Origin of the sequence: Citrobacter sp. wls711 (assembly GCF_005281055.1) — a bacterium.
Taxonomy (GTDB): Bacteria; Pseudomonadota; Gammaproteobacteria; order Enterobacterales; family Enterobacteriaceae; genus Citrobacter; species Citrobacter gillenii.
Window position 1 is genome coordinate 59,359 of record NZ_SZXC01000006.1, and the last position, 16,611, is coordinate 75,969.

Sequence of the window (16,611 nt, forward strand, 5' to 3'; positions counted from 1 at the left end):
AAAATAAGCGTCTGTTCACTCACTCGCTTACTTCGCCTCTGGCAGATCCCAGGGGCGCTGTTGTTGCTATTGATGGTCAATTCGCTGCGCGCGGCGTGGGATTTTGCCACCATCATGCAGAAGTCCGATGCCCTCTATGGCCCTGCCAGCGCTGCGGCACAACAGCGCATCAATGCCTGGCAACAGCTCTTAATTCAACTGCGCCATGCCGATGAGCAAACACAGCTGCGCGCGGTAAATCTGTTTTTTAATACCCAGCTCCGTTACGCCGAGGATAGCGACGTCTGGCACAACGTCGACTACTGGGCGACGCCAGTGGAATCCCTGCGCCAGGGTAAAGCAGACTGCGAAGACTACGCCATCGCGAAATATTTCACGCTGCGGCAGTTGGGCGTTTCCGAAGAGAAGCTGCGTATCACTTACGTTAAAGCCCTACGTTTAAACCGCGCACATATGGTACTGACCTGGTATGCCACGCCTGACGCCATCCCTCTGGTTCTCGATAGTCTGACAAACACCCTTTCACCGGCCAGCCAGCGTCAGGATTTATTACCAGTGTACTCATTTAACGATAGCGGCCTGTGGCTGCCGGGCAACCAGAACACAAAACGTATTGGGGACAGCAAGAGACTTTCTCGCTGGCAGCAAGTATTCACCAAAATGCGGGAAGAAGGCTTCCCGATAGATAAATAGGGAACGTCAGTGTCACTTTTTAAACAGTTACTTTTTTCTATTTCTCTTTTCATGATGATTGTCTTCAGCGGCAGTTTTATTGTGACGCTGGAAAGCTCCCGCCATCAATACAACAACCAGCTGCTGGCGCATGCCCAGGATGCGGCAACGGCTCTGGGGGTTTCACTCACACCGAACGTCAACGATCCGGCGATGATCGAGCTGATGGTGAGCTCTATTTTTGATAGTGGTTACTATCAAAAAATCCGCATCGTCGATCTGACCAACGGTACAACGATGCTGGAACGTCACGCGGCGGCGTCGATCCCGGATGTACCCGGCTGGTTTGTGGATCTGGTGGATGTGGTCCCGCAAACGGGCAATGCCACCATTATGCGCGGTTGGCAGCAGGCCGCCCGCGTGGAGGTCACCAGTGACCCCATTTTTGCGGTGCAACGTTTGTGGAGCAGCACTGTAGGCAATTTGGTGTGGATGCTGTCCTGTAGTCTGGCCTGCCTGCTGGCGGGGGTTATGCTGTTGCGTAAACTGCTGCGCCCGCTCAACTATCTGGCGAAACAATCAGAAGCAATTACCCGTCGCGAATTCCTGACGCTGCCTGAACTGCCAAAAACGCCGGAACTGCGCCGGGTCGTCGCAGCCATGAACCTGATGGCGACCAAGCTGAAATCACTCTTTGAAGAGCAGGCTATCTACAGCGAGCGCCTGCACAATGAGGCCTATCTCGACAGCCAGACCGGTATTGCCAACCGCCGCGCATTTGATATGCAGTTGCAGGCGCGACTGAGCGATGCGGATACCGCACCGGGCTATTTGATGTTGGTTCGCGTTCAGGATTTGGGGGGGCTGAACCAGCGTTTTGGCGGCCCGCATACCGATAAGCTGTTGCTGAATATCGCCAACCTGTTGAATGCACACAAAGCCAAATACGCGCCGCTCGACAGCACGCTCGCCCGCATTCGGGGCGGCGAGTTCGCCCTGCTCTGCCCCGGCGTCACGCACGGTGAGATGCTGGAACTGCGTACTTCGCTGACGCAAAAACTGACGGCATTTTATGCCACCGGAATGTCAGATCAACAACCGGTCGCCTACTGCAGCATGGTGCCCTTCAGCGCCGGAGACAGTCCGCAGTCGTTGTTGATTCAGGCCGATCGTCTGCTGGTCGAAGCGGAAACGCATACCGACCATCAGGTCGTGCCAACGACAGAGGTCGCCACAGCGAGCGAAGATCAGCATTTATGGTTTGTGCGTCTGGAGCACGCGCTGGCGAATCAGCAATTTCAGCTGGTGTATCAGCCCGTGGTCGATTGTCATCAGCCGGATAAAATCCTGCATTACAAAGTGCTGTCGCGCATTGTTGATGAGCAGGGCAATACCATTAACGCCGGTCGTTTCCTGCCGTGGATCCACCGCTTTGGCTGGAGCCATCGTCTGGACAAGGTCATGTTAAAACTGACCTTAAATCAGCTGAAAATCGCCCCCGGTAAGTTAGCGCTGAGTATTTCAGGCAGTTCAGTCACCAGTGCTCGCGCCATTTCCGACCTGTTAAATCCGCTGAAATACGCACCAAAGCTGGCCGGTCAGTTAATTCTCGAGCTGGATGAAAACCAGCTACCCGGGCCGAACCAAATGGCGATGTTTGTTAAAGCCGTAAGTCAATATCGCTGCTCGCTGGGCCTGCAACACTTCGGCAGTCGCTTCGATATGATTGGTCATCTGTCACAGTGGGGCCTGGCGTATCTGAAAATCGACAGCAGCTATATCCGCCATATCGACAAAGAAAAAGATAAGCGCTTGTTTATTGAAGTGCTCTGTAACGCCACCCGCAGTATTGATTTACCGCTGATTGCCGAGCGCGTTGAAACCGCAGGTGAGCTTAAGGTGTTGCAGGAATTGGGCGTGGATGGCGCGATGGGACAGCTGTTAGGCGAGCCCGCACCGCTGTGATGAAAACAGTCCGTCTGGGCGCCGTTGTTTTGCTTGCTTTTGCCGGATAGCGCTTCGCTTATCTGGCCTACAAAATCAAATGGTTATGATTTTTGTAGGCCCGGTAAGCCTGCGCCACCGGGCATTTTCTACGTTGTCTGCAGGCTGTCTGTTGCCGTTAAAAAATTCGGTCATCGTTACCGAGCAGTTGTTCTAACCCCCCGAGTTCCTGACGCGCGTTCGCGCGATTCATTAATTTAACCTGTGCCATCGTCGGCAGATCGGTAATCGCTATAACGCCTTTACGCATCAGCAGGTAAATCAAGTCATCCAGTACGCGCACCATCTCCAGGTCGCTCTTTTGCAGCATGGCCAGGAACTGTTGGTTGTCTATTTCAGCGCCGTGTTCATCAGGTGGAACAGCATTCATCTTGTTGCCTTAGATTAATATGTCGTGACGTGACTGCCCCGTTTACACAGGGCAGTCAGCTTCCGTTAGTGAGAGTGATTTTGTTCCGGTTTGGCGATCAGGTGATCCAGCGAGTACGTTGACGCATGCACATCGCTACTCAACGGTGTGGAGACTGCCGTGTCAATGCCATGCGCAACCTTCGCCGGGCTGGCAATCAGATGATGATCGCCGCCGCTTTGAATGTACTTCGCAATATCAACGCCTTCATGCAGCTCACGGGCCAAATCGCTCAGGTCGACTTTATCGAGCACGGCCTTCGCTTTATCGTCAGGACCCAGTACGGCTGCCGCCTGTCCGTGCGCGGATGCCGCTGGCGCGTATGACAAAGACAATGCGCTGTCATCAAACAGATTGTGCAGCGCATGCTGTGCTGCGGCGTGCTGTCCCTTGTCTGCCGCATGCGCTTTCACTGGCGCATGATCTTCCATGGTGACATCAGCCATTTGCGCATGTGTCGTGGTATTGCCGTGGTTATCGTTCGCCTCAACCATCACGCTGACGCGATTATGGCCGGTACGCAAGGTCGACGTATCCACCGCAAAGTCATAACGCAGTTCGTTATTATTCAGATGAATAACCGTATCGTACTGATGACCATTGACCCGCGCTGTAATGTGTTCACCATCATGCACGTCACCGGTCACGCTACCGGTAAGGTGGGTGATCGCGTTCTGCGACTCTGCCTGCGAAATGTGGTTATCGCCGGTGATTTTATCCACCACGATAGTGGCATCAGCATGAGTATCAACCACGTAAGAATGAGATATGTGGACACTGTACGGGTTACCCGGTGCATCATGGCCGCTAAGTGAAACATCAATCGCGGTGTGGTTTTTTAGAACGGCTGTATCCACGTCAATCTGATACCCCAGAGTGCCGTTATTCAACGCCGTCACAACACCTTTAAACGTGTCATTACCCATCTTCAAAGTGACCGGATCCCCAGGCTGCGCATCCCCTCCCACAGTACCGGTAATCGTCGTTTTCAGCGCCTGCAGCTCCTGCTGGTTCAGGACGTTGTCAGCAGTGACGTTATCGATATCCACCGTCCCCTTCGCCTCCCGATCAATGGTGAGGGTTTTCGCAGTATCGATTTCCTGACGGTTGCCCGCATCGTCATGGGCGGTAACGTGCGCCGTAATATTCTGGTCATGGACCAAATCCACGGTGCTGGCATCGACGCTAAACACTTTTTTACCGCCGCTGCTGGTAACTTTCGCCACCAGGTCTTTGCCGCCGACCCTGATGGTGACCAGATCGCCAACGTCAACATCACCGGTGACATAGCCGCTGATTTTGGTGTGCTGAAGATTCGTTTGCGCGTTATTCAACACATCATCATCCGACACCTTATCCAGATGAATTTCTGCCACCACATTGGTGTCAATGGTCACCGGTTTCTGACTGTTCGCAGTCTGGGTATTTTTCGCCGCATCTTCACCCGTCACGCTAACGTAAATAGTGGGATCGGTTTGCAAACCAGCGGTGTTCACTAACGCGGAGTAGCCCAGTTGTCCGTTCATATGCGGCAGTTCGACCACATCGGCATCCACCGTGATGTTATTGACGGTGATATGCACTTTATCGCCTTTATGCACATCGCCACCCACGGTGCCGCTGACTTCAATCTGGCCTGCCTTCACTTCATCCGCATTAATGACATCGTCACCGCCGACGGTGTTAATGGTCACCGTCGCTGCCGCCGTGGTATCACGCGTAAAGTTCTTCGTGTAGCTGGCGTCCTGATCGTTACCGTGAACGTCATGACCAGTGACTTTCGCCACAATTGAGTGGTCAGCGTTCAGGTGTTGGGTGTCGATATCCACCGAATAATGCAGCTGGTTATCAACCGTCGCGGTGTAGGTATGATTGTCCACTTCCAGCGTTACGATATCGCCGGACTTCACATCGCCGGTCACGGAACCCGTCACCGTCGTCGTCGGATGCACATTGACATCAGACTCCTGCGCGTTGAGCACGTTATCAGCGGTGATGTTATCAATCGTCACTCCCGCAACGGCGTTCAGATCGACGATGACATGTCGGTCCGTCGACCCGGTGACCGTGTTCCCGGCCGCATCGGTGCCGGTTACGGTCGCAACGATAGTCGGGTTGGTGCGCAGGTCGTTAATGCTGACCTCTTTTGACCACTCCAGCGTGCCGTTATTGTTATGCACCACGGTGGTTAAGGTATTGCCATTGACCTGCAAGGATACCACGCTGCCATCGTGTAACCCTTCGCCTTTGACCGTACCCGTTATCATCGTTTTGCCTGTAAGCGCTTCTTTGCCATTGATGACATCATCGCTGGCCACAGGGTTCATGTTGATGGTGATAGGGTTATCGGTGTCGATGCTAATAACCTTGCGCTGCGTATCCGATCCCGTCAGATTGCCCTCGGTCACGGTAACAGAGACATCAAACATCGGGTGTGCCTGAAGCACATTTGAGGGAACATCAACCTGGTAGCCAAATTCGCCTGACAGCCCCGGAATCGCAAACACCTTGCCGTGGTAGTCCACACCGTTCACCGTGACGGTGACAACGTCGTTGGCATGCACATCCCCCGTCACCCTGCCACGCACAGGTGTGGTAGCGTTATTTACTTCATCGTGGTTCAGCACATCATCGCCCGTCACCTTATCAACAGTCAGATGAACCTGCGGCTGATGCGGGACCGTCGTCCCGGTACCGGTTGGCGGCGTGGTGATCGCTGGCGGGTTATGCATGATATACGGCGTATTCCCACTGACAGCCTGATTATGAGTCCATGGCAGATCAATCAGTTTGTGGTCCGTTGCCGTCGCGGTATTACCATGATCATCATGCGTGGTAATCGACACGGTGATATTACCGTTATCACCGAGATCGCCCGTGCTCACTGAAGCCTGAAAGCCCAGAATGTGACCCGGTAATTCAATGACATGAGTTGTATAGCGGATCCCATTCCCAACAATGAGAATCACCTCATCATTCAACTTAGCATCTGGATCGACATGCCCGGTGACAATCACATAGTCAGGTTTTCTGCCCGGAGCAAGATCCTGCGGGGTCGTCATGTTGGGCAATAAACCGGTGGTCATTGAATCAATCGTAATCCTGGCATCGGCATGGGTATCAATCACTACCGGACGGTCATCATGCCCATATGCCACGTTACCTGCCGCGTCAGTGGCCGATACTTTCGCATGGATATTCGGGTCCAGTAGTAGATCCAACGTGGAGACATCCGCGCTAAAGGTATGCTGTCCGTTGCTGTCCTGTACCTGGGCGTAATAGACCTGATTGTTGACGGTCAGCTCAACCCAATCACCCACCAGTACATCACCGCCTACCGTCCCGGTGACGGTTGTCAGCGGGTTATGCGCCTCGTTATAGTTGATGACGGAATCGTGATCCGCCGTAACGATAGGGTTGATGTGCACCGTAGCAACAGCATGGTCGTCAATCGTCAGGACATCCTGCGCCTGCGCCGTGGCGCTATTGCCATGCGGATCGGTGGCGGTAATGGTGGCGATAATATGCGGATCGTGCTGCAGCCACTGGGTAGTTACATCGACGCTGTAGCCTAATGTTCCGCCCAAATTCGGCAGCGGAATCACTTGAGTGTCCACCAGATGTCCGCCGATATTGAGATGAACAATATCGCCCGCCTTCGCGTCACCGCCCACCGTCCCGCTCACTACGGTGGTTGTTTTCTGCAACTCAGCACCGTTCAGAACGTTATCACCGGTGACCGGGTCGATAGTGATTGCGGCATCGGCTTTATCATCCAGCCCCACGTTATGGTGTGCCGTAATATGCGCATGGTTTTGCGCCGCATCGGTGACATCCATTGACACATCGATATGTGGGCTGGCGATAATATCGGACGTCGCCACCGAAATATGGAAGCCCATTTTATTACCGCCAAGATCTTCCACCACACCAGTATAGGTCTGTCCGTTGATCGTCATTACCAGCGGATCGCCCGGATGCACTTCGCCGGTAACCGTGCCGCTGACCAGCGTATGGCCCTGCATCTGCTCATCGCGGTTAAGTGTGTTATCCGGCGTTACCGTATCAATCTTGATTGCTGCGTCGACACGCGTATCAATAATCACCGTCGTTTCGGCATCCGCTTTCGCCACGTTGCCCGCCGCATCGGTGGTGCTGACGGTGGCGGTTAAGTGCGGGTCGGCCAGCAAATCAGCGGTGCTGACCTTGATGCTATACCCGAGAACCCCACCGCCCAGATCGACAACTTTCCCTGTCAGGACGTGGCCTTTCACCGTCAGATACACCACATCATTGACGTGCACATCACCAGCGACTTTTCCGGTTACCCAGGTAAACGGCTGGTGAGATTCATCACCGTTCACCCGGTTATCGCCGGTAACAGGATCGATGCTCAGCATTGCTTTCGCGTGCAGATCCACCGTCAGATCGTGAAGCGTCTGCACATGCTGAATATTGTGTGGAGCATCCACGCCATTGACCTGGGCAATAATATGAGGGTCTTTAAGCAGATCGCGGGTCAGAACATCCAGTTTATAACCCAGTGCGCCATTATGTTCAGGTAAGTGCTGTACGGTTGTATTGTAGGTATGCCCGTTGACGATGATCTGCACCTTATCGCCGAATTTCACATCGCCAGAAACGGTACCCATCACCTCGGTGGTAAGTCGAGCAGCCTCTGCACCATTGAGCACATCGTCACCCGCTACGGTATCAACAGTGATCCCTGCCCTTGCATGGTTGTCGATATAAACAGTGTGGGAAGTGCCGATGGTAACTTCATTACCCACCGCATCGTGGGAAGTCACCGTGGCGGTAAAGGTGAGATTTTTATCCTGATTACCCTGGTTATTGCTGAATGCAGCCGAATCAACTGGAATTTGATAGCCCAGCTTACCCCCACCCAGGTCGATAACCTTGCCGGTAAACGTGTAACCATTAATCTCAATGTTCACCGCATCACCGACCTGTGCATCGCCGCCCACCGTACCGCTCACCAACTGTTTAGGCTTATCCAGTTCAAAGTGGTTCAGCACATTATCGTCGGTCACCTCATCGATGGTGATTTTCGCATCCGCATGCAGGTCGATATGCACCGTATGATCGTGGGACACGGTTAACTGATTACCGTGTTCATCGACGGTGGAGATTGAAACATGCACGTTCTGATCGACACCATCAGGCAGGTTTTTGGTGCTCACCGGAATGCTGTAGCCTAACGAGCCGTCCGCCAGCACCACCACGTTACCGTGCCAGGTCTGGTTGTTGAACGTTAAGGTCACAACATCGCCTGGTTTCGCATCACCACCGACCGGTCCTGTTATTGTCGTCGTGTTCAGCAGAGATTCGGCATGACTGATAATGTCATCACCTGCCACGGTATCAACACCGATACTGGCGCTGGCATCGAGATCGAGCCCAACGGTACGTTCTGTCGTGGCGGTGCTTTCGTTACCGTGATTATCGGTGGTGTTGATACGGGCATGAATCACCGGATCGTTAACCAGCGACTGGGTATCCACCAGGATGTGATACCCCAGATTCCCGTCAGGCAATGCTTCGACAAAACCAGAGTAACGATGACCATCAATCATCAATTCAACGGTGTCATGCAGTTTTGCATCTCCGCTCACCGTGCCGCTGATCTTCGTCTGACCGTTGTTTTCCGTGGACTCTTTAATATTAATGACGTTGTCGTCAGTCACCGCCTCAATCGTAATATATGACTGCGTGTACATATCCGAGTCGATAGTTTTTAACTCGTTATGGGTGATGTGGTTACCCGCCGCATCGCTTGAGGTCACAGTAACGTTAATCTCCGGATGCGTTATCAGCATATGGGTGTTCACCGGGAAGCTATAACCTAACCCACCTCCCGCCAGCGCAATCACCGTCGTTGTAAGGGTATATCCGCCTTTCAGCCCCAGCGTCACCACATCGCCTGCTTTCGCGTCAATACCGGTCACTGTTCCGGTGATATGCGTAACGCCGCCGTTTTCTGAAAACTCTTTAATATTGATAATGTCATCGACGGCTACTTGATCAATATGCACCTGGTTTTCAGCATAATTGTCGATATGCACGGTGTGGGTTTCGGTTGCAATCGCCAGGTTGCCTGCCGCATCGTGAGAAGTGATGGTTGCATGCACGTCAACGTCTTTCAGCACGTTGCCGCGGTTATCGTCAAATACCACGGAGTCCACCGCGATGCGGTAGCCCAGGCTGCCGTTGCCCAGATCGATCACCCGCCCATGGTAGTCGTGGCCGTTGATGAGCAGTTCCACCCGGTCGCCCGCCCGGGCATCTTCCCCGCTGACGGTACCGGTAATGGTCCGCGTTTTCGCCGATAGCTCATTAAAATTCAGCGTATTATCGACCGTCACATCATCAATACTGATCCGGTTTTCAGCGTAGTTGTCGATATGTACGGTGTGGGTGTGGGTCACTATTGCCAGGTTCCCCACCGCATCAAGGGAGGTAACCGTAGCGTTCACGTCGACGTCCTTCAGCACGTTACCGCTGTTATCAGCAAACGCCCCAGTGTCCACCGCAATACGGTAACCCAGCGTATTGTTACCGAGATTAATAACCTGACCGCTGTAGCGGTGGCCGTTGATCTCCAGCTCAACCCGGTCGTCCACTTTGGCATCTTCGCCGCCGACGGTGCCGGTAATGACCTGATTACGCGCATACAATTCGACACGATTCAGGGTGTTATCGCTGTCCACATCGTCGATGCTGATGGCGTTGTGCGCCACGGTGTCCAGCACCACGTTTTTGTGTGTGACGGCAGTCGCTTCGTTACCCACATCATCATGGCTAACCACCTTCACCTGCACATCATTGACGCCTTCTTTAAGCGTTCCCCTTGGCACCTCAATTTCGTACCGGAGTTGACCATGATCGTCGAAAACCGTGCCGTGGAATTCTTTTCCCTGAACAGTCAACGTCACCGGATCGCCCGCTTTGGCATCGCCACTGGCGACGCCGGTAATCAGCGTTGGCATGCGGTTTTCACTGGCGTTAACAACATCATCATTCGCCACTGTCTCGATGGTCACAGCATTCTGTGCCAGCAGATCGCTCTCGACATGATGCTCCGTAGAAACAGTCGTGGTATTCCCGGCATCATCGGTTGACGTTAGCGTGGCGTGGAAAGTTGGGTCATTCAGCAACCCGTGAGTTAACACCGGGATGTTATACGTCAGCGGGCCATTGCCAGGATCGGTCACAATGCCGGTATATTCTTTGCCATCGACCAGTAAGGTCACGATATCGCCAGGTTTGGCGTCGCCGCCTACATGCCCATGGATGATGGTTTGCGTATGGAGAGATTCTTCGTAGTTAATCAGGTTGTCTGGCGTGACGTTATCTACCGTAATATCGATGCGCGGGCCGGTGATATCAATCAGCGCATTGTCGAAAGTTTGTGCCGTTCGACCCGACACATCGGTGGCCGTTGCCACCACGGTGACGTTCCCTGGCTGTAATCCACCCAGATCGGTATCGATAATCCAGTGACCGTTCCTCACAGGGACATCGACGGTGAATGTGTTTTTTTGGCTATCGGTGAAGGTCAGCGTGACGTGGTTCTGGTTACTGGTGCCGCTTAAATGCGTCCGGTGGAATTCATTCTTGTTAATGTAGCCGTCGTTGCCTGCAAACTCCGCAATAGTCACTTCTGGTGGGAAAAGACTGGCAGACCCGGACAGGATCCCCGCCACCGGCAGGTTGATATCGCCGTTTGGGCTACCCAGTCCCTGGGTGTCAAAACCCGCAGTAGGATCAACCACCTGCCCGGTCAGTTCAAGCTGAACCCGCGTGTGACCGCCACCGCCACCTTCCATCGGCACCGGTTCGTCGTTGCCCGCTGCGGTCGCGTCAAGTATCTGCGTCGGATCCGCACCATCGGCGATGGCTTTTTGTACGGCGGCAATATCCTGGGCATCATGATTCGGATTATGGCTTACCTGTATCCCGTGCTCTCCCCAGTGGCTATTACGCCCAATATCTACCGTCTGCCCGTTAGGTAGAGAGATACTGACCGCGCCGCCGGCACCGGTCACAATTTCTTCACCGAGAGAGATCCTGTCGCCTTCATGAACAAGTCGTTGTGTGCCATTGGCTTCAACAACATACACCTGCCCAATTATTGCTTTGATCACACCGAGTAATTTGCTCACCGTAACCTCACTTAAATACCATCATTATTTTTATAAACTCGTTAATATATTAACGAACAAAAAACACATTCTTTTAATGTAAACATTAATATTCAATGTGGAAAAAAACACATTTTTTAGAATGCATATACATGAGACTTGACTGGCAAATGAATATAATAAAAAATAACCAAAAATAAAACACGATGTGACAAAACATGTCTCTGAATAGCTGATTACCGGCTTTAATTAAGACAATTCATATTTGTTAATTAATATAACGTGTTTGTAAAAATGGATGATAGCGACGACAACTGGATGTCATAACCGTGTGATATAAGGCATTCCTGTCATGAAGAAATTTTTTGTTTTTCTGCTTTCATGGTTTTCAATAAACTCCGTGTATGCAGAAGACTTACACAATACCGTTAAAGATGCATTAGCCAATCACCCTGAAGTCAATGCGGCTATAAATAGTCGCTATTCAGCAGAAAAAGAGCTCCGTGCGGCACAAGGTGGATATTTACCCGCATTGAATTTAAATGCCGAAGCCGGGCGAAAAAATATTGATGATGCGACCACCCGTGCCGCAGGCAGCACAAACGGGCTGACCCAATCCCCCAACGGGGCGACGCTCAGCCTGGAGCAAAATGTGTTCAATGGTTTTGCCACCCATAGTGAAGTTGCACGGCAAAAAGCGACCGTTGACTCACGGGCATTTGGCGTGATGAACACCAGCGAAAGCACCGCTTACACGGTGGTTCAGGCCTATTTTGATGTGCTGCAGCGCGAGGAGTTTGTTCGCCTGGCAGAAGACGATCTCGCTAACCACGAACGCATTTACGACCAGATAAAACTGCGCACCGATCAGGGCGTGGGCCGCTCCGGTGACTTTATGCAGGCAGAGGCACGTCTGGCGCAGGCACGAAACAATTTGCTCACCGAGCAAACCAACCTGGAAGACGCTAAAACCACGTTCGTCAGCGTAACCGGTCAAGACCCTCAAGGATTAAGCCTGCCGGAAAGCATTGACGCGCGGCTCCCTACCTCGCTTGCCGACGCCAAAATCCGGATGGAAAACAACAACCCGCTACTGAAATCGGCCAACGCCGACATCGAAGCCGCGCATCAGCAGTATGAAGCGTCAAAATCGACCTTCTACCCGCGCGTCGACGTTGAGCTGTCTCGGGGGATCAGCAATAACACCGATACCACCCGCGCGCACACTGAAGAGTGGGAAGCGATGGTAAAACTGCATTACAACCTGTACCAGGGCGGCAGCGACAAAGCCACCATGGAATCTCGCGCCTGGCTGCATAAACAGGCTCAGGATGTGCGCAATAACACCCTGCGCCAGTTGAATCAGGAGCTGCGCCTGGCATGGACCGCATTACAAAATGCGCGCGCCCAGCTGCCATCGGCGGAAGAATATGCCGACCGAAGCGTGAAAGTACGCACCGCCTATCAGGACCAATTTAGTCTGGGTGAACGTACGCTGCTGGATTTACTCGACAGTGAGAATGAAGTGTTCTCCTCTAAACGTCGTCTGGTTGAATTACGTTACCTGGCCATGACAAGCGGGTATCGAATTAGCGAACGTACCGGTGAATTAATGACTATTCTAAACATCGCGCCGCCGCCATCAGGCCAGCCGGTGGATTCTGAAGAAGAAAATCATTTACCTGATCTTCATTAATAATAATTTATATAAATAAACATCTGAGCTGCACACTTATTATTAGCATGCTATTTTTAAGTCGTGCAGTCAGAAATGGTTGCTAAAATGAGTGCACAAGCTGAATTATTAAATGAAGTCCCGGAGAATTCTGATAGCACAAATTCTCAATATCATGATCCCCGTAGCTATAATGACGACCCTTTATTAGATAGCTTACTCATTCTGTGTTCTTTGCACGGTAAACCCGCCAGTCGAGCAACATTAAGCAGCGGCCTGCCATTAGAAAACAATCGGCTCACGCTAAATATACTCCCCCGAGCCGCAGCACGCGCCGGTTTAAAAGCCCGGGTGGTGACGCGCACGCTCGATAAAATCCCCGCCATGTCCCTGCCCGCCGTTCTGTTACTGCGCTCCGGGGGAACCGGGGTGTTACTGGGCTGGAATGATGACGGTAGCGCCCGCTTTATGCCCAGCGAAAGCGAAGGAGGCGAAATCACCGTCGATGCCACCACGCTTACGCAGAACTATGCCGGCAAGGTAATTTTTGCTCACCCGCGCCACGAATTCGATTTGCAGGCAGAAGCATTTTTACCGCGCACTAAATCCTGGTTTAAAGATACGCTCAAGCTGTCGCGCTTTCTGTATATGGATGCCGTGCTGGCCAGCCTGCTGATCAACCTGATTGCGCTCGGCACGCCGCTGTTTACCATGAACGTCTACGACCGCGTGGTGCCGAATCAGGCGACGGTAACCCTGTGGGTGCTGGCGGTCGGTATCTGCCTGGCTTTTGTCTTTGATCTGATCTTAAAAATGCTGCGCAGCATCTGTCTGGATATTGCTGGCAAAAAAAGCGATCTCATTATCTCCTCGACCCTGTTTGAACGCATTATCGGTATGGAGATGAAGGAGCGCCCTGCGCGCGTGGGCAGCTTCGCGCAAAACATCCACGAGTTTCAGTCGCTGCGCGATTTTCTCTCCTCGCTCACCCTGACCACCATTATTGACCTGCCCTTTACCCTGCTGCTGCTGGTTGTCATCGGCATTATCGGTGGTGCGCTGGCGTGGATCCCGGTCCTCACACTGCCGGTTGCGCTGCTGTGCAGCTGGGCATTGCAAAAACCGGTTAACGCCGCGGTGGAAAAAACCATGAGCCTGGCCAGCGAACGCCAGGCGCTGCTGATTGAAACATTAAGCAGCCTGGATGCCATCAAAGTGAATAATGCCCAGAGCGAGCGCCAGTATCTGTGGGAGCAAACGCTGGGTAGCCTGAGTCGTCTGGAACTGCGCGTGAAAACCTTGTCCAGCCTGGCAAGCAACCTGACCGGCTGGTTCCAGCAGATCTCTGGCGTGGTAATGATCATCGTCGGCGTATACATGATAATCGGCGGCAAGCTGAGTATGGGCGGCCTGATCGCCTGCTACATGCTCAACGGTCGCGCCTTAATGCCGCTGGGCCAGTTAACCGGCCTGATTGCCCGCTATCAACAGGCGAAGCTGACCATCAAAAGTACTGAGAAAATGATGTCGCTGGCGCAGGAACGCCGGGCGGATGAAACGCCGCTCAAACGTGAACAACTGCAGGGCAGCATAGAATTTCGCGATGTGGACTTCAGCTACCCGGAACAAAAAAGCCTGTCGCTCAACAAGATCAACCTGACCATTTCGCCCGGTGAGCGTGTAGGCATTATCGGTCGTAGCGGCTCCGGTAAAAGCTCACTGAGTAAATTGATCGTTAATTTGTACCCGCCCAGCGCCGGTAACATCCTGATCGACGGTGTCGATGCGCGCCAGCTGGATGTCAACGATCTGCGCCACAGCATCGGCTACGTCCCGCAGGACATCCAGTTATTCAGCGGAACGCTGCGCGACAACTTGCTCTGCGGAGCGCGCTATGTCGATGACGAAACTATGCTGCGCGCGGCAGAACTTGCGGGAGTGAACGACTTCGCCCGCCTGCACCCTGACGGCTATAACCTGCAGGTCGGCGAGCGTGGCTCGCGGCTTTCTGGCGGGCAACGCCAGGCCGTCGCGCTCGCACGTGCGTTATTACTCGATCCCCCTTTGCTGCTGCTGGATGAACCCACCAGTTCGATGGACAACACCAGCGAAGAGCAGATCAAACACGCGCTGGCCCCCTGCATTGCAGGTAAAACGCTATTACTGGTTACTCATCGCGCCTCAATGCTGTCGTTGGTTGACCGCCTGATTATTGTTGATAAAGGACGCATCATTGCCGACGGCCCGAAAGCGGTCGTGATGGATGCGTTAAAAAAGGGGCAGATAAATGCGTCTCGCTGATTTCCTGGCTCGCGCCCGCCGCTCTGTACAGCCCTACTTTCGTGCCCGCGATGAAAATCAAACTGACAGTATCAATGACGTCAGCCACGCCATTATTGATGACGCCCCGAGGGTGATCCGCCTGACGCTGTGGGTGATTCTGGCGTTGGTGCTGCTGGCCTTCGTGTGGGCGGGCTTTGCCAGCATTGACGAAGTGACGCGCGGCGAAGGTAAAGCGATCCCCTCGTCAAAACTGCAAAAGATACAGAACCTGGAAGGCGGGATTGTTACCGAGCTGTACGTGCATGAAGGACAAATCGTTAACGCCGGTACGCCACTGTTGCATCTCGACGATACCCGTTTTGCCTCTAACGTCGGTGAAACAGAAGCCGATAAACTCGGCCTGCGGGCGAAGGTGGAACGCCTGACGGCAGAGGTTGAAAACCGGGACTTTGTTATCTCAGAAGAGATAGCCAGCAAAGCACCGGACGTCGCCCGCGGAGAAACCGAACTGTACAACAGCCGTCGCGCGCAATTTCACAACGAAATCTCCGGACTTGAAGAGCAGTTGGTACAGAAGAAACAGGAACTGCGCGATGTTGAATCAAAAGAAGATCAGTTTAAGCGCAGTCTCGGGTTAATTCGCCAGGAAATCAAAATGTCCGAGCCGCTGCTTGCCTCCGGGGCGATCTCGAAAGTCGAGCTGCTGCGTCTGCGCCGTACTGAAGTAGAAACCGCCGGGCAGTTAAATTCTATTAGCCTGACGTTGCCTAAAGTCGCTTCAGAAATAAAAGAGATTGAGAACAAAATTGGCGAAAGCCGCGGTCGCTTTCAAAGCGATGCGCTGGCCCAGTTGAACGAAGCCCGTACCAATCTGAGTAAGGCGCAGGCCAGCGTCAAAGCGCTGGAAGACCGCGTGAATCGTACTATGGTCACCTCGCCGGTCCGCGGTATCGTCCAGCAGGTCATGGTGAATACCATCGGTGGGGTGATTCAACCCGGTAGCGATCTGGTGGAGATCGTCCCACTTGATGACAAGCTGTTGGTTGAAGCCAAAATACAACCGCGCGATATTGCCTTCCTTCATCCGGGCCAGCACGCGATGGTGAAATTTACCGCCTACGACTACACCATCTATGGTGGCCTGCAAGGTGAAGTGGTACAGATAAGCCCGGATACGGTTACGGATAAACAGGGGCGGAGTTTCTATATTGTTCGTTTGCAAACGGATAAAAACTATCTGGGGACGAAAGAGCACCCGATGTTGATTATTCCCGGTATGGTGGCCAGCGTCGATATTCTCACCGGTAAGAAGACGATTCTTAGCTATCTACTCAAACCGATTATCCGCGCACGTGCGGAAGCACTGAGAGAACGTTAGTGGCTCTGCGCCCCCAGTCATAGCCCTG

7 protein-coding genes are annotated in these 16,611 nt (G+C 53.1%); 5 read left to right on the plus strand and 2 right to left on the minus strand.

All coding sequences use genetic code 11. The features are described 5' to 3' along the window. Window positions 1–3: 3 nt before the first annotated feature. Both lapG and lapD read left to right on the plus strand, forming a co-directional pair. A complete protein-coding gene (lapG, locus tag FDW98_RS00780) occupies window positions 4–693 on the plus strand; it encodes a cysteine protease LapG (protein ID WP_170975188.1) in 690 nt (229 codons plus the stop codon). 9 nt (window positions 694–702) lie between these two features. Continuing rightward, a complete protein-coding gene (lapD, locus tag FDW98_RS00785) occupies window positions 703–2,637 on the plus strand; it encodes a cyclic di-GMP receptor LapD (protein ID WP_096755937.1) in 1,935 nt (644 codons plus the stop codon). Between the two features lie 157 nt (window positions 2,638–2,794). Here the strand turns inward: lapD and FDW98_RS00790 are convergent, their stop codons facing one another. Together FDW98_RS00790 and FDW98_RS00795 are read right to left on the minus strand one after the other, a co-directional pair. Beyond that, the gene (locus tag FDW98_RS00790) at window positions 2,795–3,046 is read right to left on the minus strand and encodes a hypothetical protein (protein ID WP_371683349.1); all 252 of its coding nucleotides are present in this window, start codon (window positions 3,044–3,046) and stop codon (window positions 2,795–2,797) included. Window positions 3,047–3,111: 65 nt separating this feature from the next. Next, window positions 3,112–11,268: a retention module-containing protein gene (locus FDW98_RS00795; protein WP_096755936.1), complete on the minus strand. Its 8,157-nt coding sequence runs from the start codon at window positions 11,266–11,268 to the stop codon at window positions 3,112–3,114. A gap of 331 nt (window positions 11,269–11,599) precedes the next feature. Here FDW98_RS00795 and FDW98_RS00800 point away from each other — a divergent pair, with 331 nt between their 5' ends. The 3 genes from FDW98_RS00800 to FDW98_RS00810 all read left to right on the plus strand — a co-directional run bounded on the left by FDW98_RS00800 (window position 11,600) and on the right by FDW98_RS00810 (window position 16,583). Beyond that, the gene (locus FDW98_RS00800) at window positions 11,600–12,943 is read left to right on the plus strand and encodes a TolC family outer membrane protein (protein ID WP_096755935.1); all 1,344 of its coding nucleotides are present in this window, start codon (window positions 11,600–11,602) and stop codon (window positions 12,941–12,943) included. A gap of 75 nt (window positions 12,944–13,018) precedes the next feature. Beyond that, the gene (locus FDW98_RS00805) at window positions 13,019–15,223 is read left to right on the plus strand and encodes a type I secretion system permease/ATPase (protein WP_096755934.1); all 2,205 of its coding nucleotides are present in this window, start codon (window positions 13,019–13,021) and stop codon (window positions 15,221–15,223) included. Next, on the plus strand, window positions 15,210–16,583 hold the full coding sequence (locus FDW98_RS00810) for an HlyD family type I secretion periplasmic adaptor subunit (RefSeq protein WP_096755933.1): 1,374 nt from the start codon (window positions 15,210–15,212) through the stop codon (window positions 16,581–16,583). Before FDW98_RS00805 ends, FDW98_RS00810 begins: the two co-directional genes overlap by 14 nt. Window positions 16,584–16,611 lie beyond the last annotated feature (28 nt).

What these genes read in the sequence shown, in the direction of transcription:
- FDW98_RS00790 (WP_371683349.1), bottom strand. Translation starts at nt 3,046, where the DNA reads ATGAATGCTGTTCCACCTGATGAACACGGCGCTGAAATAGACAACCAA.
- FDW98_RS00810 (WP_096755933.1), top strand. Translation starts at nt 15,210, where the DNA reads ATGCGTCTCGCTGATTTCCTGGCTCGCGCCCGCCGCTCTGTACAGCCC.
- FDW98_RS00800 (WP_096755935.1), top strand. Translation starts at nt 11,600, where the DNA reads ATGAAGAAATTTTTTGTTTTTCTGCTTTCATGGTTTTCAATAAACTCC.
- FDW98_RS00805 (WP_096755934.1), top strand. Translation starts at nt 13,019, where the DNA reads ATGGTTGCTAAAATGAGTGCACAAGCTGAATTATTAAATGAAGTCCCG.